The organism is Sandaracinaceae bacterium (assembly GCA_020633055.1).
Lineage (GTDB): Bacteria > Myxococcota_A > Polyangia > Polyangiales > Houyiibacteriaceae > JADJJE01.
Window position 1 is genome coordinate 822,563 of record JACKEJ010000005.1, and the last position, 21,996, is coordinate 844,558.

Sequence of the window (21,996 nt, forward strand, 5' to 3'; positions counted from 1 at the left end):
CGCTCAGCGGCTCTGCTCGAACACCTGATAGAAATACTCGCCCGCCCCGGCGCGTGCGGTGATCTCGAGCGTGTAGTTCCCGGCGCGCTCCGTACAGAAACGGATGTCGGGGAAGGCGTTGTGGGAGGTGTCGCGAGACAGCTGGCTGCCGCCGAGGCTGATTGTGGCGTCGAGATCGTGTACGCCGTCACCGCCCACCGTCAGCACCGAGAGACAGCGCCCCGCCGGGAGCTGCACGCTGTGACGTGCGGTGGCGCCAGTGCTCCGCAGGCGTCCTCGATCGGGCATGAAGTCCACGCTGGGCTCGTATCCATCGACGCTGAGGAGCGCGGTCACCTCGGCCAAGCGCACATAGATGAGGCCGTTCAGGTTGAAGGGGCCTCGAGTACCGCGCGGCCAACGGTAGGCGACGTAGCGAAAGGCGCCGCCGCCACTCGCCATGCGCACTTGGATGCGACTCTCTCCCGAGCGCTCGGGACACACGCGCACGACGGGCCGCGCGTCGGCTTCGACGTCACGGTCGATGGCCTGACCGCTGGCGTCGAGCACGGCGAGGTCGAGGTCTCGCACGCCAGTGTCTCCCACGGCGAGGATGGCGTAGCACTTGCCGCCTTCGAGGCTGATGCCGAAGTCCTGCGTCTGCCCCTGCGTGAGCTCGCCGGACGCGGGCTCCCCGTAGTGCTCGTAGCCGCGCGCGATCATGTCCGCGTCGAGGCGGCGGTAGCTGTCGTCGAGGCTCACCGCCGCCGTCGAGGTCCCGACGACCGTGGTCGCGCTCGGAGGTGGGACGCTGCTCGCGCCTGCTTCCGGGCGGGCCCACGCCGCCACGAACACCGGACCGGCGCCATTGTAGAGGCGCGCGCGCAGCGTATAGGCCCCCGGCAACGGCGGACAGAATTCGACCATTGCGTCGCGCGCGGTGGCCTGGTCGGCCGCCAGGTTCTGCTCGTTTCCATCGAGGATGAAGATGTCCGTGTCGCTCGTGCCGGGGCCTCCGAACGTGGCGAACGCGTAGCAGTAGCCCCCCTGCAGATTCAGCGGATAGTCGCGCTGCTCACGAGTGGCGAGCTGCACCCCCTGCGCGGCCGAGACGTTCTGATAACGCTGTGCACGCAGCCGCTGATCGAGCGCGCTCACCCGCCCTTGCGTGTCCGCGTCCAAGGTGGCGGCCTGCACTTGCGTGGCGGCCGCGTCCCCGTACAGACCCGCGATGTCCGCCTGCTGGCTGCCCTGACGAGCGTAGACGGCGTAGTAATACTCGCCGCTGCCGCGCACCATCTGCAAGCGCACGACGTGGCGTCCGCGAGTCGCAGCGCACAACTCCACCCAAGGATGGGCGTCGGGCTGGACGTTGTGAGCCACGGCCGCGCCACGCGGGTCGATCACCACCATGTTGAGATCCGTTCCCGGTGGGCTGACGGCGACGGCCAAGAAGCACTGCCCCGCGTCGGCGTCGAGCGCGTAGGCCACGAGGCCGTTCTGCGGCATGTTGGCGTTGTGGACAGCAGGCCCGGTGCGCACGTACTGAGCGCTGGTCGCGTGCGCCTCGACCCGCTCCAGAGCCTCTCGGGGAGGGAGGTCGTTCTGGGGTGCAGCCGCGCTGCCGGCGACGGTCACCCCAGAGCCATATCCCGCGGGTCGCACCACCACGCGCGCTGGCTGGCGGGGTCGGAAGAGAAAGCACCCCGGGAGAGTGAAAGCTACGGAGAGGGAAAGCAGCAGCGCGTGTCGAAGCATCGTGGACCTCGGCGCAGCGTACACCACTTCCCCCGACATGAGAGGGAACCCGCGGCCGCACCCACAGGAGATGAGACAGAAAAATGGAGGACAGGCAACCCCGCGCGCAATTCGGCGCGGAGGCGACCGACAAGCGCAGTCGAGACGCTCCATGGCCACACTCCATTCAACATCGGCCCACGCGCCGCTCTGCTGCTGGGTCGCCGCTCTCGGCGCCCTGACCGGCATCCCGTCCCCCGTGAGCGCGGAGCCTGCCGCCGCCCGGTCCGACTGGCGTGAGCCGCTCGTCGCATCGCGGGTGGCGGGGGGCAGACGGGTGGAGGACGACCACGGACACGACGGTCACGATGACCACGACGGCCGCGACGACCAAGACGACCAAGACGACCAAGACGACGACGTCGCCGGGATGGTCCGCACCGCTCCCCAAGAATGCCACCGCGCCGCAGCGGCACGCCTTCCGGAGTGCGCTCCCGACCAAGGTCTGACGCTCGACGCAGAGCGTCCGACGCGGCGCTTCGCTAGCTACACGGACGTGGTGAGGTTGGTGCGAGGGAGTGTGGGCGTGGGCCTCGCCTTGGCTCCGTTCGAACGCGCCGGGGTCGCGCGCCTACGGCTCGACGTGGAGTTGGTGACGCTTCTACGAGCTCCGCGAGGCCTCTCCCTGGCGGCACGGGTTGGCGGCCTGGTGTGGGGTCGCGGACTCGACGGGCTCACGTTGTCCGTGGTCGGGCGCTACCAGCCACCGGGCCAGGGCGCCTTCGCCAGCGTCGGGATGGAGCTGGGCTTCGCGCACCGCTTCCAGGCGCTCTACATAGGGGCCACCCTCGGCGCGGACGTGATCGTGTGGTCCAGGGCCAGCCAGCAGCCCGTGGCACCCAGCGCGCGCCTGCTGCTCGGACACGCGTTCTATTGAACGCGGCGTCGCTCAGCGCGCGGGAGAGGGCTCGTAGGTGTCCATCAGGACGACCAACGCATCGAAGAAGGTCGACTCCGTCCCATCGAGCGTGCGGCGCAGCCAGAAGCCCACGGACGTCTTGACCACGTTTCCGTCATAGCCGCCGTCGAACCCGTTGTCGTCGTAGTCCTCGTATTCCCCGCGGCGGTGACGGCAGTAGGTGTCGTTCATGAAGAAGAACCAGGGCTCCACGTAGTCGCGCGTGTCGCCCCGCTCGATCGCGGCCCGATACTCCGCGAGCTCTGCGGCCGCGCAGGCGGGGTTGTCGGCAAGCTTCTGGTGCGTGGCGAAGAGGATCCGCGCGAGCGGCGCGACGTAGCGGTCGTAGTGCGCCTGAGTCGCGGCGCGTAAGGCGCTGTCGCGCTGTGCAGGCACCGCGTGCTCGGCGACGAAGCGAACGAACGCGGGGTCGTAGTGCCCGAAGTCGTCGGTTGCGTGGAGGTCGAGCCCCCCCTGATGGGGTCCGCTGACGAACGGCGCGAGGCTGGTCGCGCCCACGATGCGCTCGTAGCTGGCGAGCGAGAACACGTGACACGCGAAGATGCGGATGCCGCCGTCCGGGAAGTAGTCGAACTCATCGCACGTGTTGTGCGTTCCTTCGAGACCGCTCCACACCTCACGCGCGAGCGCGAGGGCGCTGGGGTCGAGCGCATGAGCGCCCTCTGCGCTACGGACCGTCGCCGACGCTGGCGCCACGCTCGGACCCCCGCAAGCCGACAGGGCCGTGGCTGCGACCAGCACCACGAGGAACGGCGCTGCGCCCGAACGGCTCACGGCGCCTCGTCCTCTGCTGGGCCACTCTCGTCGCCCAGCTCTTCCTCCAGGTCGTCGAGGCTCAGCGGGCCACCCTCGTCCTCGGCCTCGAGATCATCCAGGTTCAGCGCGCCATCCTCTCCCTCGAGGTCGTCGAGATTGAGGGGCTCGTCGCCCTCGAGGTCGTCCAGGTCGAGCGGGGCGTCACCCTCGAGTCCGTCTGGATCGGCGGTGGTCTCCCCAGGTCCCGTGGGCGACGGGTCGGCCGAGGGTGCGTGCATGCTGGCCGTGGGCTCGTAGCCCATGCGCGTCGGGAGCCACATGGAGAGCGACTCCCCGTAGGTCGTGATGGCGAGGGCGACCAGCAGCAACCCGATGAAGGGCAGCACGGCGCGGTAGAGCGACGTGACCGGCTTCTCGAAGCGGAAGCTCGAGATGAACAGGTTGAGGCCGACCGGCGGGGTCATGTACCCGATCTCGAGGTTGAGCAGGAAGACGATCCCGAGATGCACCGGGTCCACCCCGAAGCGTGTCGCGATGGGCACGATCAACGGAACCACCACGACGATGGCGCTGAAGATGTCCATGAGCATGCCTACGACGATCAGGAACACGTTGAGCAGCAAGAGGAACGCCAGCTTGCTGTCGATGAAAGCGCTCATCGCGTCGAGGATCAGGAACGGCACGCGGGCCTGGATCAGGAACGAGGTGAAGCCGACCGCTGTGGCGAGGATGATCAAGATGGCGCCCACGAGGGTCATGGACTCGCGGATGATGCGCGGCAGGTCCCCACGGAACGACACGTCCTTGTAGACCCAGACCTCGATGACGAGCACGTACAGGGCGGTGAACGCGGCGGCCTCATGGATGCGCAGCGTGCCCGTCATGATGCCGCCGAGCAGCGCGATGGGGAGCAGGACCTCCCACTTGGTCTCCCACAGCGCCTTCATCGCGTCGTCCATGACGAACGGCGTGCGCGGCATCTTGGTGGAGACGCCCATGTAGAACGCGTAGACGCCGATGGCCACGAGCGTGACGACGCCGGGGATGATGCCCGCCATGAAGAGGTATTCGATCTGCACGCCGGCGACGACGCCGTAGATGATGATCGGCAAGCTGGGTGGGAAGAGCAGGCCCAGGGAGCCACCCGAGGTGACGAGCCCGAGCGAGAAGCGCTCCGGGTAGCGGTCCGCGATGAGCGCGGGGTACAGGAGGCCCCCGATGGCCACGATCGTGATGCCGCTTCCACCCGTGAAGGTGGTGAAGAACGCCGACGCCATCAGACACACGATGGCGAGGCCCCCGGGGAGCCACCCCAGCCAAGCCCGGGACATCTTCACGAGGCGCTGGGGCGTGCCAGACTCCGCCATGAGGTAGCCCGCGAACGTGAACAGCGGGATGGTCACCAAGAGCGGCGAGTTGGCGAACTTCTCGCTGAAGACGTCGTTGGTGGCGCCCGTGATGGGTGTATTGGGCATCTCCGCGAAGAGCAGCATGGCGGCCGCGCCGAAGATGGCGAAGAGGGGGGCCCCCAAGAGCGCGAGGCCGACCAGGAACACGATGATCCAGAGGTCCATGTCAGCCCTCCCCTTCCGCAGAGGCCGGAGACGCGTCGGCGGCCGGGGCGGATGCCGACGCGGGACGGGCGTGCGGATCAGGCTCGCCGCCGCTGGGGACACTCGCGAACGACGCCAGGCCCTTGATGAAGAAGCGGATGGCCATGAGCATGAACATCGTGGGGACGATCAGCTCGAGCGCGGCCTCTGGCGTGGCGACCGGGACGTTCATGGACTCGAGCGCACCGCGAACGCCGCAGAAGACGTCCGGGCGGGAGAGCTGATCCGTGAAGACGCTGGACGGCGCGTCGCAGATGTGGGCGCGTCCTGCGTCGGCCATGACCTCGTACTCCAGCGGGACCTCGCTGGCGTTGTTGAGGATGGTGCGCATGATGACGCGCCCGTACTGCAGGCAGATGCCCCCCACGGTGACACCGACGATGCCCCGCATCACGGCGCGGACCTTGGGCGACGCGAGCCTGGGCAGGATGTCGATGGCGATGTGCTTGTCGTCGTGCGTTGCCAGCGACGCGCCCAGGAACGCGACCCACAGCGTGCCCTTCATCAGGAATTGGTCGACCCAGCTGATCGATGGCAGCAGGTTGCTGGCCCAAACGAAGCCCATGTCGGAGCAATTGCGCAGCAGGGCTTGGAAGGCGGCGACGAAGATCATCGCCAGCAGCACGGTGGCGGTGAGGGCGGCTTCGCCGCGCGCCAGCCCTTCGTCGATTCGGCGCAGTGTGGTCACAGGGTCCTCCGGGGGTGTCGGGCGCGCAGCGTGGCGCAGGGGCGCGAGCGTATCAAGTCGTGCGGCGGACCGAAACACGCGCGAATTGGCCGCGGCCCGTGGCGCCGGATCAACGCGGCGGGGTCTGCGGGGCGCCCGGCAGGCCCAGCTCGGTCGCGATGGCGCCGGGGGGGACGCCAGAGCGCAAGGCTCGTACGACGGACGCGAGCACCGGCTCGCCGTCCCGCGCGATCAGCGCGTCCACGAGGGCGCGCGCCGTGGCGTAGGCGTGCCCCGCGGTCTGACCGTCGACCCCGAGCGCCAGGTGCGCCTCCGTGTCTGCGAGCGCGTGTGCGTGGAGCGCGACGGACGGCACGGCGACCGACGGGGTCTCGCCGGCAAAGCGCTGGGCGACGCCCTCGTGGAACCAGCGCGGCGCCAGCGGGGTGGCTGCGTCGAGGGCGGCGTGGAGCGCCTCGTGGCGCACGCTGCGGCGCAGCGCGTCGTCGAGCCGCTCCCCAGGAACGACGACGTGGAGGACGCCGTCGTACAGCGCCTGCGACCACGCCGCGCCACACGTCGCGGCCCGTAGCGCGTCGACGTCGGCGTGCACCCACACGACGAGCTCCTCGCGGGGAGGCTGGCCGAGCAGGGTCGCCGCGTCCCGCAGGTCGCGCCGTACCTCCTCGGCGAGCTGCGCCCGGGCGTCCGGGGTCGACGCGGGGGCGACGACGCGTACACGTGGCACAGCCGCGTCGAGCGGGGTCGGTCGACGTCCGACGCGGGACGTCTCCCCCCGATCGGGCGCACCCGTGAATCCCACCTCGCCCGAGGCGACCTGCTGTGCGCGTTCTCGGAGAGCGCTCGCGACCCCCCCCGCGCCCGGTCGCCCGCTCTCGCGCGCGCGCTCGATCCAGCGCAGCGCGCTCGCCGCATCTCCTTCGCGCAGCGCGGCGCGGGCGAGCGCGACGAGCAGCGCGGGTTCGTCGTCTCCGAGCGCGCGCGCCTCGTCCAGCAGGCGCCGACGTCCCCCGCGCTCCGGCAACAGCAGCGCCTCGAGCCGCGGGAGACTGGGCTCCGTGGGGAGCCACGCGCGCGCCTGCGCGACGAGTGCCACAGTGGTGGCGTTGTTGCCCGCCCCGGCGGCCACGTCGATCGCGTAGAGGGACGTGACCGTGGCGTCGACGAGGAGGCTCGGCGCACCAGCGAACGCCCGCGCGTGCTGGTGCAGCTGCGCGAGCGCGGCCGGATCCTCCGGGTGCTCGAGCACGGCGCGCAACGCTGCGCGGGGAGCGGCGCCGTGCGGTTCGGCCAGCCAGCGCTCCGCCTCGGCGGGGAAGGCGCGCACCCGGTCTCTCAGCGCGGCCCCGAGATCGAGCTCCCCCCGCTCCGCCCGCAGGCGGTCGCACAGCGGGTCCAGTCCAGCGGACGGGGCGTCGCGGCCCGTGACCACGGGGCCAGGCTCCGTGGGCGCTTCCGGAGACCGAGACGGGTCCGTCGCGCCTGACGCCGTGGTGGTTGGGGCAGGCACGGGCCGTGGTGTCGCGTCACGCTCGCACGCCAGGACGGACGCGCCGAGGACGACGACCCAGACGAGGCTGCGCGCAGGTACGCGAGGGAGCACAACGAGACGGTAGCAGCCTCGCGGAGGACGCGGAGGTCGGATCGGGGCGACCCGTGCCGCATGGTGTCGAGGCATACAACGTACACGTACCGCCCCCCGGATCCATGGGCTATGGTCCCGCTCCGTTCGTTTTCGAGCCCCCGGAGTAGAGACATGCTGAGTTTCGAGCTGACCGACGAGCAGAAGGCCCTGGTCGAGGAGACCCGTCGCTTCACCAAGGAGAAGATCATCCCCATCGCGGCGGAGTGCGATCGGAAGCACGAGTTCCCGCTCGAGGTCTTCAAGGAGGCCTGGGAGATGGGCCTCGTCGGTCCCGGCATCCCGGCCGAGTACGGCGGCTCGGGAGTCGGCGAGGTGGAGCACGTCCTCATCACGGAGGAGCTCGCGTTCGGCTGCACCGGCATCCAGACCAGCGTCACGGCCAACACGCTCGCCGCCACGCCCATCCTCATCGCGGGCAACGAGGAGCAGAAGAAGAAGTACCTCGGCATGCTCACGGCCGAGCCCATCTTCGCGGCGTACGCCATCACGGAACCCGCCGCAGGCTCGGACGCCGCCGGCATCCAGTCGCGCGCGGTGAAGGACGGGAACGACTACATCGTGACGGGCAGCAAGTGCTTCATCACGAACGGCGCGTGGGCCAGCTGGTACACGGCCTTCGCGACGGTGGACCCGGCGCTGGGGCACAAGGGCATCCTGGCCTTCATCGTCGACCGTGACGCCCCCGGCGTGAGCATCGGCAAGACGGAGGACAAGCTCGGTCAGCGCGCCAGCAACACGGCCGTCATCAACTTCGACGAGGTGCGCATCCCCGCCGCGAACATCCTCGCGGAGCCGGGGCACGGCTTCAAGGTCGCCATGCAGACCTTCGACCGCACGCGTCCGGACATCGCCGCGGGCGCCTGCGGCCTGATGCGGCGTGCGCTCGAGGAGAGCATCGCGTACGCCCTCGAGCGCAAGACGTTCGGCGTGCCCATCGCGCAGCACCAGATGGTGCAGGCCATGATCGCCGACATGGGCATCGCGTACGAGGCGACGCGCCTGCTCATGCTCAAGGCGGCGTGGATGATCGACCACGGCAGCCGCAACTCGCTCACCGCCAGCTACGCCAAGGCGTTCGGCGCGGATCAGGCCATGCGCGTGGCGACCGACGCCGTGCAGGTGTTCGGCGGCAACGGTTACATCACGGAGTACCCGGTGGAGAAGCTCATGCGCGACGCCAAGATCCTGCAGATCTACGAGGGCACCTCGCAGATTCAGCGCATGGTCATCGCGAAGAATCTGTTCGCTGGCGTGCGCGGGTAGCCGCCGCGCGATGACGCGGAGCCTCGAGCGATTGTGGGCCTACGCGGCGCGGGCCCTTCCGCGCTGGCCACACGGAGCCCGCGCACCCCTGCTCGTGGGGGTGCTCGGGCTCTCGTGCATGGTGTGGGCGGCGATCGCGACGCGCGCCCCGGGCGCACGCGCGCAGGACGGCCTGGTGTTTCCCGGCGGCGCGCGAACGCACGCAGGGCTGCTGACGCAGCTGGCCGACGCGCCCATCACGAGCGTGCGTCCCGTGGGGACCACGTCGGTCGTGCTGAAGGCACGCAGCGGCGAGCTGGCTCTTGGCGCGTTTCGTCCGGCGGCGACCACCCACCCGCGAGGCCACGCCCACGAGATCGCGGCGTACCGCATCGCCGTGGAGCTGGGCCTCGACAACGTGCCACCCACCATCGGGCGCCGCGTCCCGGTGAACGAGCTGCAGCGTCGCCTGGAGAGCACCCACGAGGACCGTTGGCCGGGGCTGCGCGAGCGCCTCATCACGGACCGGGACGGCGTGACCGAGGGGTCGATGACCTACTGGATCCCCGAGATGCGTGAGCTAGGGCTCGACCAGGGCGAGGGTCTGCGCGAGTGGTCGGGGCGGCTGCGCCAGGGTTCGCGCATCGAGAGCAGCGCCTACCCGCGCTCCCTGCTGCGCGATCTGTCGAACTGCGTCCTGTTCGACTACCTGATCGGCAACACGGACCGCTTCAGCGGGGCGAACCTGCAGGGTCTGCCGGACCGCTCGCGCGTGTTCATCCGCGACCACAACCTCGCGTTCTTCGTGGACCTGTCGCCGCCTCGACGCGAGCGCATCAGCACCGCGCTGCAACGCAGCGAGCGCTTCTCGCGTGGCACCGTGGAGCGCCTGCTCCAGCTGACGCCGTCCTCCCTCGCGCAAGCCCTCGCACGCGACCCGCTCCACAGCCGCGCGACACCCCTGTTGCAGCCCGCGCAGGTGGAGGCGGTCTTCGCGCGACGCGCGACCTTGCTGTCCTACGTGGGAGCGTTGATCGACCAATACGGTCGCGACGCGGTGCTTGTCTTCGACTAACGGCGGCGCGTTGCTGCTATGCTCCGCGCGATGCACGGCTGGGAAGCAGTCATGGCAGCCCTGGGAGGCCTCCTCTTGGGGCTGGGTCTCGGCGTGGGCGCGAGCGGGAGACGAGCGCGGCTGGCGGCACAAGCCCGGGAAGACGTCGAGCGCCGCGCACGTGCCCTGACCGACGTCGCGCTCCCATGGTTGCGCGCGCACGCCACGACCCTGGGCGCCCCCCCGGAGACCACCATCGCGGACCGCGGTGGCGATCCCCTCGAGACCACGCGGGCCCTGATCGACACCATCACGCGCTGTGAGCGCGAGGACCTGCTGCCGTACAGCGACACGATGGAGTTGGACGCGCTTGCGCTCAAGGGCGAGAGCCCCACGCAGAGGGGGCTCCCATGAAGGCGCGGAATGCTGCATCATCCGCCCATGCTGGACGACGCGACCCTCGCTGAATACTTGGACCGGCTCGGCTGGGAACGGAGCCCACACGGCGAGGGCACGCTGCGCGCGGTGCGGGACACGCCACAGGGCGACGTCGCCGTGTACCTGCGGCTGTCGAGCGACTGGCTGATCGCGAGCGTCGTGCCCTTCCTGGTCACCGGCGGAGACAACAACTTCGACTTGGCCCGTTGGCTGCTGCGCATGAACCGCGACATGGCCATGACCAAGTTCGCCTACGACGACGACGGCGACGTGGTCCTGACGGTCGAAGTGCCCACCGAGTCCCTCGACTACGAAGAGGTGTGCGCCGCGCTGACAGGGCTCGTGGAGCACACCGTGATGCACCGCGCCACTTTGCGCGCGGCGTCCGATAGCGCTACCACCGGCTCGTCCTGAGGGGCCTGCCAGCGTCCACGCGTTGCGCGCGCCAGCTCGGGTCGGAAACCAGCGATGCAGATCGAGGCCGACGCCGTCATCCCCTTCCCGCGCGACTCCGTGTTCCGCACGTATCGCGACGATCTGCCAGCGTTGATCGAGTTCCTGCCGCACGTGCGCCGGATCGAAGCGCTGGGCCGCGAGGAGAGCTCGTCGCGCATCCAGACGCTCTACACGTGGCACGGTGGAGGGGACATCCCCATCCCGGTCCAACGCGGCCTGGGGGACAACACGTTTCGCTGGGACGAGCGCTCCGTATGGGACGAGGACAGCTGGTCCAGCGCGTGGACGATCGAGACGCGCGCGTTCCACGACGCGGTCCGCTGCTCGGGGCGGCACCGCTTCATCGCGCTTGGGCAGCGCACCCGGCTCGAGATCGAGGGGTCGATGAGCTTCGATCTACGCGCCATCAAGGCGCTCCCGGCCTTCCTGGCCGAGGGCCTCGCGACGACCGTGGAGCAGTTCGTGTCGCGGCAGATCACGGCCAACCTGCTGAGCGTGAGCGACGCCATCACGCGCTACCTCGAGTCCCGCACGCAGGTCTGAGCGGCGTGCGCCAAGCTGTTGCTCGCGCGAGCGCGATGTGACGTAGACTGCGGTCCGTGGAAGCTCTCTTGCGTCATCTGCTCGGGGAAGACCCGCGCGCCACCGATGTCCCCGATCTCAACGCTTGGTGGGACCTGCACGACGAGGTGCGAGGGCGCTTCGACCGTCCCTACGAGGCAGCGGTCGCCGCTGGCTTCCGGGCCGACCGACTGGGCTACGCGTTCGCTTCGGGGTACGTGTGCGCGCTCGAGCATCTGCTACCCGACCTGCAGGGAGCGCCGGCCGCGCTCGCGGTGACCGAGGCGGGGGGCAACCGCCCCCGCGACATCGAGACCACCCTCACGCCCGAGGGGGACGCCTTCCGGCTCAGCGGAGAGAAATCGTTCGTGACGCTTGGCGCCGCCGCCGACCAACTGGTCATCGTGGCGCGCGACGCCACCGAGCGGGAGCGTGTGTCTCTGGTCGCCGTGCGCATCCCGCGCGGGCGCGTCGGCGTGACCCTGGAGCCGTGCGACCCCACCGCGTTCGTTCCGGAGATCCCGCACAGCCGCGCCATTCTCGCGGGGGTGCGGGTCGATCCCGAGGAGCGCCTCCCTGGAGACGGCTACCTGACACTCATGAAGCCTTTCCGAACAGTGGAGGACATCCACGTGCACGCCGCCATCCTCGGCCTCCTGGTGCGCTACGGTCGCGTCGCCGTGTGGCCTCACGGGGTCATCGAGCGACTGGTCGCGGCCATCGTGGCGCTGGGTACGGTCGCGACGCTCCCGCCGCTCGCATCGACGACGCACATCGCGCTGGCTGGCATCCTCGAGACGACGGGGCGCTTCCTGGATGGAGAGCTGCCGGCGTTGGCGCAGCAGCTCGATGCGGACACACGCGACCGGCTGTTTCGTGATGCCGCCATCTTCGGAGTCGCCGGAAAGGCGCGCGCCCAGCGCCGGGTGACGGCCTGGGCGAGCCTCGCTCCCGCCTGACGCGTCGAGGGCCCATGCGCGTGGCTCCGCTCGGCCACGGGACGGTCGAGGAACAGGCGCGCGGACGGGAGCCGCGTCGACGAGCGCGACGGAGGACGGTCGACGCGCAGGCGGCAGACGGGCGCCGCGTCGACGGGCGCGACGGAGGACGACCGCGTAGCGGCGCTCAGCGCCCTGGCTCGCGAGCCGGCGCTGGCAGGTGGGCGTCCCACCACCGCTGCTGATCCGCCACGGTCCACTGGGAGGCGAGACCGGTCTGCGCCAACAGCTCGCTCAGCGCGGCCGCGGTGGGTGGACGTTCCTCGGGTGCCTTGGCGAGCAGCCGCATGACGATCTGCTCGAGCGCCTCGGGCACCGGGATACCGCCGCGCCGTGACGGGGGCTCCGGAATGTCGTGCGCGTGCGCCGCGATCATCTGCAACGAAGGTCCGAGCGGGAACACCAGCTTGCCCGACAGCAGCCAGTAGGCGACACAGCCGACGCCATAGAGGTCCGCGCGACCGTCCGCGTCGGCCACCTTCCCGAGCGCGATCTCGGGCGGCAAGAACGCGGGGGTGCCCGTGTGCGCCCCCTCGCGCGTGAGCGATTGATGCTCGAGCCCCGGGGGGTCGCCCTTGACCAAGCCGAAGTCCAACACCTTCACGAAGTCGAGATCGAGCCCGTAGCGGCAGACGAAGATGTTCGCCGGCTTGACGTCACGGTGGACCAGGCCCGCCCGATGCGCCTCCTCGAGGGAGTGGCAGATCTGGCGCAGGATGTAAACCACGCGGGACGCTGGGAGTGGACCGTACTGCTGCACCAACGAGTGCAGGTCAATCCCGTGCAGGCGCTCCATCGCATAGAAGAACGTGCCGTCGTCGGCGCGCCCAAAGTCGTACACGGCGATGGTATGGGGCGAGCACAGCGTGGATGTGGCGCTGACCTCGCGCTGGAACCGCTGGAGCATGGTCTCGGCCCCGTGGTGGTCGTCCTTGAGCCACTCCGGGCGCACCAGCTTGATGGCCGCAGGACGCGCCAACATGCGGTGGTCGGCTTCCCACACCTCGGCCATGCCGCCGCGACCGAGCAGGTTGCGCAACCGATAGGAGCCCATGCGCTGAGCGGCGTCGGCACGCGCCTCGAGGCGATGGATCAGCACGGCGATGGCGTACGCCAGACCCGCGCACACCAACGAGGGGAAGAAGCGCCAGATCTGCAGCGACGAAGCGGGCATCGCGATCGCAGCGTCCGCGGACACCATGAGCCAGAGCCCCACAGGGTCCATGGCGGCAGAGAGGAGCGCACCCGCCAGCATGGCGCGCGGCGGCAGGGGGACGAGCGCGGCGTAGACCAGCAGCCACAGCGCCACCGGGGAGATACCCAGGAGCCCGGGCTCGGGGGACCACGGGCGACCGTTCACGAGACACGCCACGAACAGGGCGGTCACCGCCTCGTACACCACACCCGCCGCCACGAGCCGTGGCGAGCGACGGATGCGGCTGCGCACCAGCTCCGCGAAGGAGAGGGAGAACACCAAGAAGCACGGCACCAGCCAGAGGCGCAGCGGGCTGGCCTGCGCCTGCCAGGCCGTGAAGCGAGGGTCGAAACCGATGTGGGCGAGCCCATAGCTGGCGCCCAGGAAGATGAGGGTGAGCGCCGCGCCGATCCAGGCCGCTTGGGCCAAGCGGCGACCGAGCCGGTCCCCCAGGCGGAGCGCGCCAATCGAACGAGACACCAGCTTGGGTGCGGGTCGAGTGTCCGCCATGGGCCGAGCGTACCAGGGTCCTCGTGGGACGGAACCTTCGTTGCGACGGTCCCGACGGCAGGGCCTCGGGGCAGCCAGGGCTTGCGCCAATTCTGCTTCTTGCTCTAGTGTCCGGGCATGCCGCCGTCCCGGGAGCTGACTCGGAAGTGAACCCCGCGTCCAGCCACGGACCTCTCGCGGAGCGCTGGCGCCCCCCTGTTCCCGGCACGGTCGTAGGCTCCTACGAGCTGCGCGGCACGCTCGGGCGCGGCTCCATGGGCGTCGTCATGAAAGCCAGGGACCGGTTCCTCGACCGCATGGTGGCGATCAAGTTCATCCACCCCTCGCTGGCCGTGCGCCCGGGTGTCGCGGCGCGCTTCGAGGCCGAGGCGCGCGTCATGGCCAAGGTGCGACACGAGCACGTCGCGGCGGTCCACGCCTTTGGCGAACACGACGGGGCGCCGTACCTGGTGATGGAGTACGTCGAAGGACACGACCTCGAGGAGATGCTACGCCGCCGGCGGGGAGAGCCGCTGGTGTTGGACGAGGCGCTCGCCATCCTGGACGCCACCTGCCGTGGTCTGCAGGCGGTCCACTCGGCGGGTGCGGTGCACGGCGACCTCAAGCCCGCGAACATCCTGCTGGGAGACGCGAACCGCGTCGTCGTCAGCGACTTCGGCGCGGCGCGTACCATCCGTGACGAGCACGGGGCGACGGACGCGGTGCATGGGACGCCCGCGTATTTGGCGCCCGAGTACGGGCTGCGTCATCAGGGGCCCGTCGCTCACCCGCAGCGAGCGGACCTCTACAGCCTGGGCGTCATCGCGTACGAGCTGCTCACGGGGCGCCTCCCCTTCGACACGGACGACGTGCTCGAGATGCTGCAGCTGCACGCCAACCAGACGCCGGAACAGCCCAGCCACGCCAACCCGCAGCTGCCCCCCGCGTTCGATGCCGTCCTGCTGCGCGCGCTGTCCAAGGACCCCGACCAACGCCAGCCAAGCGTCCAGCGCTTCCGCCAAGAACTGAACGCCGCGCGCCTCCAGGTAGTCGAGCGGGGCCCGAAGCGCCGCTTCGTGGTGGCGGACGACGAGCCCGTGTTCCGACTGCTCGGGCAGACCATGCTCAGGGCCGGGTTCCCCAACGCGGACATCGTGTGCGTCGAGGACGGCCTCGCGGCGTTCGACGCGATCGTGGCGGAGGAGACGTCCGTCGCGCTGCTGGACCTCGACATGCCCGTCCTCGACGGGTTGAGCCTGGTGGAGAAGCTGCGTGGCGACGCCCGTGGGCAACGTGTGCCCATCATCGTCATCTCGGGTGCGGGAGGCGCAGACGATTGGAAGGCGCTGACCGAGCGCGGCGCGTCGGGATTCCTGGTGAAACCCGTGGACCCGGACGCCGTCCTGACGTTGGTCCGGCGGCTCCTGCATGGCGACGGCGCGTGATGCGCTCGCGGGGACGGCGCGTGGTGGGCTCGTGGGGAAGGCAGTGGGCGACGAGCGGCGGGCGCGGGCGTGGACTGGCGCGCTCGCGTCACCGCTGACCCGAGGCTACGCATCGCCCGCAGCGACGCGGCCAGGCGTTCAGAAGCCGCGGCAGTCGACCGGCAGCGCCTCGGCCGAGAACGGGTACGGTCGGGCCTGCTTCACATAGAGGCGGCGGGTGCCGTCCAGCAGCTTCACCTCCACCTCCATCGCGAAGTATTGGTTGGTGTTGCCGGGATCGACGATGAGGCGGAAGTGGTCGTGGATGGCGCGGACCGCCTCGGCGATGCCACACGCTTCGTTCTCCGAAACGAGCGACTCCTCCGGCGAGAACGTGCTGTAGGCCCGGAACACCCGCCGCGGCACACGCCCCCAGCGGTAGTCGAACTGCTCGGACGTGATACCCGGTGCGGGGTTGGCGACGCTCGCCTCGCCTCGCTGGAGGTTCATGGTGTAGATGTCCGAACGCGTGGCGTCGTGCAGGCTGCGAGAGACGATGATGCCGGAGCCCTCCTCGGACACGAACGCTCTGTGGACCAGGATGCCCATGGCCACGAGGCTGGAGTCGATGCGAAAGAAGCTGCGCTCGTCGTGGGCACGCTCGGACCACAGGCTGGCCCACACCGTGCGCAGGGCCTCGGCCACCGACCCTTCGTCGGACAGCTGCGCCGCCTCGGAGACGTAGAGCCCCGCGCCGTTGAAGCCAGCGAGATCCTCGGTGTTGCTGCTGCTGCGGAGGCGCACGCGCGTGTCGGCCCCGAAGCGCTCGCGGATGGCCTGCTCCACCTGGCCCAAGAAGGTGGCCTCGACCGGGTGCGTGAGGATGGCGGCGCGCACGTCGGCCAACACGTCGCGTCGGAAGAGCGCGTCCGTCGCGAAGCGCGGGTCCGCCATGCCGCTGGTGAGCATGGCCTGGGCGCCACTGGCCGCGAAGTGGTCGACGTAGTGCGCGAGGGGCAGCGCGAACGCTCCGTCCGGCACCAGAGCGCTCTCGAGGCAGCCCGGCGGGAAACGCACCCGGTAGAGCTCCGCGAACTGCGCTGCCTTGCCGCCGATGGACGGGATGTCCGTGAACCCGCGGAAGCGCAGGTCTTGGACGCCGCGAACGGTGAGATCCCGCGAAGGGGTCTGCGGCGGCCCGTTGGGCATGATCGACTCCCAGTGCGCCTGCGCCTCGGCCAGCTCGGCGGCGCGCACGGTGAAGCCCGTGTCCGTGACCTCGAGCCGCACCAGCTGCCCCAACAACGGCGCGAACTCGGGCCGCGTACGCGCGCCAATCACCGCCAGATTCGGCGTGCCGCGGTTCTGGCTGAGCACGTTCACGTGCGCGAGCGGCGTCTGCAAGGCCTCGGTCACGAGACCCCCCACGAAGCCGATGTCGTTGGGGACGCTGTCGGTGATCAGCACCACGCGTGGACCGAGCACGGCCGACGCGAGCTGGTTGGTCGGCGTGAAGGTCAGCGTCCCATACGCCACTCCTGGGTTGAGCGGTTGCTCGTGGACACCGACGAACGGCGCGTTGCGACCGACGATGGGTAGCTGTCCTTCGACGGTGCGCAGCTTGTCGACGGCGGACTGACTCTGCGGGCGGAACACATAGCGGCGGGGGTCGTCGCTGAGCGCGGCGCCCTCGAAGAATGTCTGCACCATCTGACCCGCGCTGGCGCGATCGCCGCTGACCATCTCGAGCGTGTGGAGATCGGGGCCCACGTGATGCACGAGCGTCGCCATCATGTAGCGACGCTGCTCGTCCGTACAGGACAAGTCCTCGGGCGGCTGCGACGCCCCGCAGTAATACTCGGCCACCGAGAACGCCTGCCAGCGCGCTCGGTGCTCCGCGTTCATGGCCGCGTCGCAGCGGTCGAAGTGCGGCCCACCTGCGAAGACCTGGTCCACGAAGTCGAAATGCAGGGGGTAGTCCTCACTCGACATGAGGTAGCCCAGCGGGCCACCGATGACGTCGATGTCGAGCAAGACCTTGACCGCTTGCTGACCGACGAGCGTCCCCCCGCGCGCGAGGGCCGCGAAGTCGGAGGGCGTGTAGAGGTGCCGTACGTAGGCCCCGACATCGCGCGCCTGCAGCGCGGGCGCGGTGTTGGGCGCTCCCTCGGTGGTGGCCGTGACGAAACGCCATGTGCCGGCGGGTGTCTCGTCGCGTGCCAGCGCAGCGCCGCTGGGCCAGCGCATGAAGTCCGCGCGATCGACCACGACGCCGCCAGCGTCGAAGAGGGTGACCACGCCTTCGAACGCGGGCAGCGCGAGCGCCGCCGTGTCGGTCGGCGCGACGCTGACGGTGACGCGCGCGAACGGCGCGAGGGTGCCCGTGAGCGGAAAGCCCACGCCGTCGACCGCGGTCGGCCACGGGGCGTTCGGACCGTGAGGGGCGATGCGCACCTGAAACCCTGCGAGCGGCAGGGGCGCGCCGCTCGTGTTGCGGACTTCGATGAACGCCGCAGGCGCGAGCGCTAGCTCGGACAGCGTGAGCGGCGTGGTCGGGGTTGGCTCCGGCCACGTGAACTCGGCGAAGACGTCGTCGGGCGGCGGAGGCGGAGGCTCGGGGGGCCCGCAGTGCGATCCGTTCGTGCGCCCAGGGCTCGACCACGTGCAGCGCACCCAGGCGTCGTCGTCCCCGAAGCGGGCGAGAGCCTCGTTGGGCTCGAGCGTCTCCCAGTGCGCGCGGTCCACCACACGCCGTCCGCTGTCCCCATGGTACGTGAGGGTCAGCGACTCGCCGCCCGCGCTCAGCTTGAACGCGAGGTGCCGCTCCCCCTGTTCGGGCTCGTCGTCCGCGAAGAGGACCACCACCGCGCCGGGCTCGACCAGCACGCTCGGCAGCCGCTCGCGTGGCTGATCGTCCGACAGCGAGAAGTCGCTGAGATCGATCACCTCGCTGCCCGTGTTGAGCAGCTCCACGAAGTCCTCGGCCTCGCCCTCCTCGTCCAGGTACGCCCCGTCGTTGCTGGCCATGATCTCGTGCAGCTGCAGGGTGGCGGGTCCGGGGGTGTGAAAACCACCGCAGCCCATGGCCCAGCACGACGAGAGACACAGCGCGAAGACCGTTGACCGAGGTGGCAGGAGGCGTTCCATAGCGAGGCCCCCATAGCCTATCACCCCCGACACCGGGCACCCACACCGGGGCTCAGACGGCTCAGAGGGGGAACACGACCTTGGTCAGCTGCTCGGACACGTCCCACAAGCGACGGGCAACATCCTCGTCGCGCGCGCTTCGCGTCGCGCTGGCGCGCCCCGGATGGCCCCGCATGCCGCCCAGCGACTGGGGCCCGTAGTACCCCCCCTGCACGACGTCCGGCGAGACCGCAGCGTAGAGCGACGGCAGCGCGCCCATCGCCGCCGACTGCGCCGCGACGGGGTTGAGCGCACGGCTCATCAGATCGTGCGCCTGCAGGTTGGTGGCCGCGTAACCAGGGTGCGCCGCCACGGACAAGAGCCCGCTGCCGGCGCGCTCGAGGCGCCGCGCGAGCTCGAACGTGAAGAGCAGGTTGGCGAGCTTGCTCTGGCCATAGGCGAGCCAGGCGACGTACAGGCGGTCGAAGTGCAGGTCGTCGAAGTAGATGCGCCCCAACCTGTGCATGATGCTGGACACGGTGACCACGCGCGCGCCCTCGGTGCGCTGCAACAGGGGCAGCAGCTGGCCCGTCAGCGCGAAGTGGCCGAGGTGGTTGGTGCCCAGCTGCGTCTCGAAGCCGTCCTGTGTGCGACCCTTGGGCGGCACCATGACGCCGGCGTTGTTGACCAGCAGGTCCAGCCGCGGGTAGGAGCCGCTCACCCGCTTGGCGCACTCGCTGACGGACACCAGATCGGAGAGGTCGAGCGCCTCGAAGTGGAGCGCCCCGCGCGCACCGGCGGCACGGATCTCGTCCATCGCGTCGCGCGCCTTGGCCTCCGTGCGGCACGCCAGGATGACGTCGGCCCCATGCGCGGAGAGCGCCTTGGCGGTCTCGAGCCCCAGGCCGCTGTTGGCGCCGGTGATGAGGACCAGGCGCCCTTGCTGGTCGCCGATGCTGTCTGCCGTGAACGTCATCGCGCACAGATATCACAGGCGTCGGCGCGAATCAGCGGGCAACGCGTGCTACGACGCTCGGGTGGCGAGACCCACCTTCGACCCGCACTGGGCCCTCCTGGGCATGCCGAGCGACGCCTACCCGCCCGCGCGCTTCTGGCTCTCCCCCATCAAAGCCGGTGACCTCGAGAGCTGCGTGGAGGTGCAGGACGCTCGCGAGTACGACGAGGACGGCGAGGTCTTCGCCCGAGGGCTCGCGTGCCCGGACATCTTCGGCGCGCCCGAGGCGGGCGGCCGGCGCCCTCGCGAGCGCGATCGTCGCTTCGGGCGGATCACGCTGCGCGCCCCGGTGGCGCACCCGCTGCGCGGCCCGGTCTCGGCCCTGTACGAGCTGCCTGTCTTGCCCGCCGGGCTGCGCGAAAGCCCCCGCGGAACGACGCCCCACCCTCTGACGGCGCGGTACGCAGACGTGGTACGCGCCAACCAGGCCGTGGCTGCGGCCGACTACCCGAACGCCTTCCGTGAGGCCTACGCTGCCCTCCGCGCGGGAGTCCAGGACTTGTTCCTGGGCGATGTCGCATCGCTGCGACTGGCGCTGGGCCCAACCCCCGAGGAGCGCTGGTCACGGCTGTGCGCGCTGGGCGACCGCGCCGCGGGGCCCGACTTCGACCCTGTCTGGGCCGACGACGAGGAGACCCATCTCACCCTGGCGTGCCTCGCTGCGCTGGGGTTCGCGGTGATGCCTCGCTGAGCGCGGGTGGCGGGCGCGCGGCGACGCCTCGCTGAGGGCGAGCGGCGGGCGGCGGGCGCGCGGCGACGGCCAACGCCTGGGCCACATCGCAGCCCACGCAAAACGCGACGTCGGATGCTCAGCCGACGGCCACGACGTCGTAGGTGCGCGGCGCGCCAGCCCGGGCGATGACGACCTCGTCGCCCACGAAGCGCCCGAGCAGCGCGCGCCCCACGGGTGACGAGGGGCTGACCACCCACACGGGCGGCGCGCCCGGGCCGACGCTCAGCTCGGTCCCGCCGGCCACGTCCAGAACGAAGAAGGTGCGCGCCTCGCCGTCCTCCAGCTCGGCCCGCACCAGGGCGCCCAAACCGATGGCGTCGTCCTCGCCGTACGCCCGCGGCGACAGCAGCCGCACGCGGTGCAGGGCCTCGGCCAGCTCCTCCGCGCGCTGCGCCTGCCCGCGCGCGAGGTACGACTGCTCGAGACCACGCGTGTCCTTGTCGTTCTCGGCTCGCGCTTCCTCATGGGTAGCGTCTGCGCGCGTCTGCTCGGCACGCGCCGCGGCCCGCTCGATGCGCCCTTCCAGCTCGGCGCGCAGCGCCGCGATGACCACCTGCTTGTCGGGGAGTGTCGCCATGGTCCGCCGCTCTGGGGCGCCTGCTAGAGGATCTTCTCCACGTTGGCGAGGTCGCGCGTCATGTTCTTGTGGTGCGCCTCGAGCGTGCCTCCACCGATCTCCAGCAGCTTCGCGTCGCGCCACAGGCGCTCCACGTGGTACTCGCCCATGTAGCCATAGCCACCGAGCACCTGCATGGCGCGGTCGGCCACGTTCTTCGCCATCGTGGCGCAGTAGAGCTTCACGCCATCCGAGTCCAGGCGATGCCCGGGCTCGCTCAGGTTCATGTGCGAGGCCGTGTTGTACACGTAGGTGCGACCCGCCATGAACTCGGCGTAGCTCTCCGCGATGTGCCGCTGGATCTGCCCGAAGTGGTCCAGTGTCTTCCCGAAGCTCACGCGCTCCCGCGCGTAACGGTTCATGATCTCGATGCTGCGCCGCGCGATGCCGAGGCTCATCGCGGCGAGCGTGAGCCGCTCGAGCTCCAGGTTGCGCATCATGCACAGCGTCGCGTGCCCTTCACGGCCCACCAGGTTCTCGGCGGGCACGGAGCAGTCCTCGAAGACCAGCTCGGCCGTGGCCGAAGCGCGCATGCCGCACTTGTCCTCTAGCTTCTGGCCCAGCGAGAAGCCTTGCATGCCCTTCTCGACGACGAACATGGACACCTGGCTGCGCTCGGCGCCCTGGACGCGGGCGTAGACGAGGAACACATCGCCCAGCTCGGTCTTCGAGACCGCGCCGTTGGTGATCCACATCTTCGCCCCGTTGAGCACGTAGCGGTCTCCCTCGCGACGCGCCGTGGTGCGCAGGCCCATGACGTCCGTGCCTGCCCCCGGCTCGCTCATGCACATGCCGCCGATGCGCGCTCCGCTGCACGCGGCGGGCAGGAAGCGCTGCCGCTGCTCGGGTGTGCCGTTCACGTAAAGGTTGTTCGCGAACAGCATGGCGTGTGCGAGGTACGAGAGCGTGAACGCCGGATCCGCCGCCGCGAGCTCCTCGTGCGCGATGACGGCCGCCGTGGCGTCGAGTCCCGCGCCGCCGACCTCTTCACCCAAGGTGACCCCGAGCAGCCCGAGTTCGCCGAGCTTCTGGAAGAGCGGCAGGTTGAACGTCTCGGTGCGGTCGTGCTCGAGCGCCTGCGGCTCGACCTCACGCTCGACGAAGGCGCGCAGCATCTCGCGCAGCTGTTGGTGCTCGGGGGTGGGATTGAAGATGTCGGTCATGGTCGTTCGCGGCCCTCGGCCGCAGCGTGGTGGGTGGGGAGAGATCGCGGCCGCGCTCGCCGCGCGAGGCCAGCGCGTGGGAGCACAGG

The 21,996-nt window shown here is 70.2% G+C and carries 19 protein-coding genes; 9 read left to right on the top strand and 10 right to left on the bottom strand.

Translation table 11 applies throughout. The features are described 5' to 3' along the window. Positions 1-3: 3 nt before the first annotated feature. Positions 4-1,617 carry a hypothetical protein gene (locus H6726_08360; protein MCB9657643.1) on the bottom strand — a complete coding sequence of 538 codons (1,614 nt, stop codon included), beginning with the start codon at positions 1,615-1,617 and terminating at the stop codon, positions 4-6. Positions 1,618-1,888: 271 nt separating this feature from the next. On the opposite strand from H6726_08360, the gene H6726_08365 reads away from it, so the two are divergent. Further along, the gene (locus H6726_08365; protein MCB9657644.1) at positions 1,889-2,653 is read left to right on the top strand and encodes a hypothetical protein; all 765 of its coding nucleotides are present in this window, start codon (positions 1,889-1,891) and stop codon (positions 2,651-2,653) included. A gap of 12 nt (positions 2,654-2,665) precedes the next feature. Here H6726_08365 and H6726_08370 read toward each other — a convergent pair whose 3' ends face one another. The 4 genes from H6726_08370 to H6726_08385 all read right to left on the bottom strand — a co-directional run bounded on the left by H6726_08370 (position 2,666) and on the right by H6726_08385 (position 7,355). Then, positions 2,666-3,469: a hypothetical protein gene (locus H6726_08370; GenBank protein MCB9657645.1), complete on the bottom strand. Its 804-nt coding sequence runs from the start codon at positions 3,467-3,469 to the stop codon at positions 2,666-2,668. Next, entirely contained in the window at positions 3,466-5,025 is a 1,560-nt protein-coding gene (locus H6726_08375; GenBank protein MCB9657646.1) for a TRAP transporter large permease, read from the bottom strand. Before H6726_08375 ends, H6726_08370 begins: the two co-directional genes overlap by 4 nt. A 1-nt stretch (position 5,026) precedes the next feature. Next, positions 5,027-5,752: a TRAP transporter small permease subunit gene (locus tag H6726_08380; GenBank protein MCB9657647.1), complete on the bottom strand. Its 726-nt coding sequence runs from the start codon at positions 5,750-5,752 to the stop codon at positions 5,027-5,029. Between the two features lie 109 nt (positions 5,753-5,861). Next, a complete protein-coding gene (locus H6726_08385; protein MCB9657648.1) occupies positions 5,862-7,355 on the bottom strand; it encodes a hypothetical protein in 1,494 nt (497 codons plus the stop codon). A gap of 153 nt (positions 7,356-7,508) precedes the next feature. Between H6726_08385 and H6726_08390 the strand changes: the two genes are divergently transcribed. Genes H6726_08390 through H6726_08415 form a run of 6 tightly spaced genes read left to right on the top strand, consistent with a single transcriptional unit; the run spans position 7,509 to position 12,107 of the window. Further along, positions 7,509-8,660 carry an acyl-CoA dehydrogenase family protein gene (locus H6726_08390; GenBank protein ID MCB9657649.1) on the top strand — a complete coding sequence of 384 codons (1,152 nt, stop codon included), beginning with the start codon at positions 7,509-7,511 and terminating at the stop codon, positions 8,658-8,660. 10 nt (positions 8,661-8,670) lie between these two features. Beyond that, a complete protein-coding gene (locus H6726_08395) occupies positions 8,671-9,714 on the top strand; it encodes a hypothetical protein (protein ID MCB9657650.1) in 1,044 nt (347 codons plus the stop codon). A 51-nt stretch (positions 9,715-9,765) separates the two neighbouring features. Further along, a complete protein-coding gene (locus H6726_08400; protein ID MCB9657651.1) occupies positions 9,766-10,107 on the top strand; it encodes a hypothetical protein in 342 nt (113 codons plus the stop codon). A 27-nt stretch (positions 10,108-10,134) separates the two neighbouring features. Next, positions 10,135-10,545 (top strand): YbjN domain-containing protein, encoded by a 411-nt coding sequence (locus H6726_08405; protein MCB9657652.1) that lies wholly within the window; start codon positions 10,135-10,137, stop codon positions 10,543-10,545. A 54-nt stretch (positions 10,546-10,599) separates the two neighbouring features. Further along, positions 10,600-11,130, top strand: a complete 531-nt coding sequence (locus tag H6726_08410) for a hypothetical protein (protein ID MCB9657653.1) — start codon at positions 10,600-10,602, stop codon at positions 11,128-11,130. 56 nt (positions 11,131-11,186) lie between these two features. Then, positions 11,187-12,107 carry an acyl-CoA dehydrogenase family protein gene (locus tag H6726_08415; protein MCB9657654.1) on the top strand — a complete coding sequence of 307 codons (921 nt, stop codon included), beginning with the start codon at positions 11,187-11,189 and terminating at the stop codon, positions 12,105-12,107. 166 nt (positions 12,108-12,273) lie between these two features. On the opposite strand, the gene H6726_08420 is transcribed toward H6726_08415, so the two are convergent. Continuing rightward, positions 12,274-13,851 (bottom strand): serine/threonine protein kinase, encoded by a 1,578-nt coding sequence (locus tag H6726_08420; protein ID MCB9657655.1) that lies wholly within the window; start codon positions 13,849-13,851, stop codon positions 12,274-12,276. Between the two features lie 146 nt (positions 13,852-13,997). On the opposite strand from H6726_08420, the gene H6726_08425 reads away from it, so the two are divergent. Further along, positions 13,998-15,275 carry a protein kinase gene (locus H6726_08425; GenBank protein MCB9657656.1) on the top strand — a complete coding sequence of 426 codons (1,278 nt, stop codon included), beginning with the start codon at positions 13,998-14,000 and terminating at the stop codon, positions 15,273-15,275. Between the two features lie 138 nt (positions 15,276-15,413). On the opposite strand, the gene H6726_08430 is transcribed toward H6726_08425, so the two are convergent. Then, on the bottom strand, positions 15,414-18,338 hold the full coding sequence (locus H6726_08430; GenBank protein MCB9657657.1) for a lamin tail domain-containing protein: 2,925 nt from the start codon (positions 18,336-18,338) through the stop codon (positions 15,414-15,416). Positions 18,339-18,462: 124 nt separating this feature from the next. After that, positions 18,463-19,356, bottom strand: a complete 894-nt coding sequence (locus H6726_08435; protein MCB9657658.1) for an SDR family oxidoreductase — start codon at positions 19,354-19,356, stop codon at positions 18,463-18,465. Between the two features lie 61 nt (positions 19,357-19,417). Here H6726_08435 and H6726_08440 point away from each other — a divergent pair, with 61 nt between their 5' ends. Continuing rightward, positions 19,418-20,086, top strand: a complete 669-nt coding sequence (locus tag H6726_08440; protein MCB9657659.1) for a hypothetical protein — start codon at positions 19,418-19,420, stop codon at positions 20,084-20,086. Positions 20,087-20,204: 118 nt separating this feature from the next. Here the strand turns inward: H6726_08440 and H6726_08445 are convergent, their stop codons facing one another. Continuing rightward, positions 20,205-20,705: a GreA/GreB family elongation factor gene (locus H6726_08445; protein ID MCB9657660.1), complete on the bottom strand. Its 501-nt coding sequence runs from the start codon at positions 20,703-20,705 to the stop codon at positions 20,205-20,207. A gap of 23 nt (positions 20,706-20,728) precedes the next feature. Next, positions 20,729-21,907, bottom strand: coding sequence for an acyl-CoA dehydrogenase family protein (locus H6726_08450; protein ID MCB9657661.1), 1,179 nt, complete (start codon positions 21,905-21,907; stop codon positions 20,729-20,731). Between the last annotated feature and the right edge of the window lie 89 nt (positions 21,908-21,996).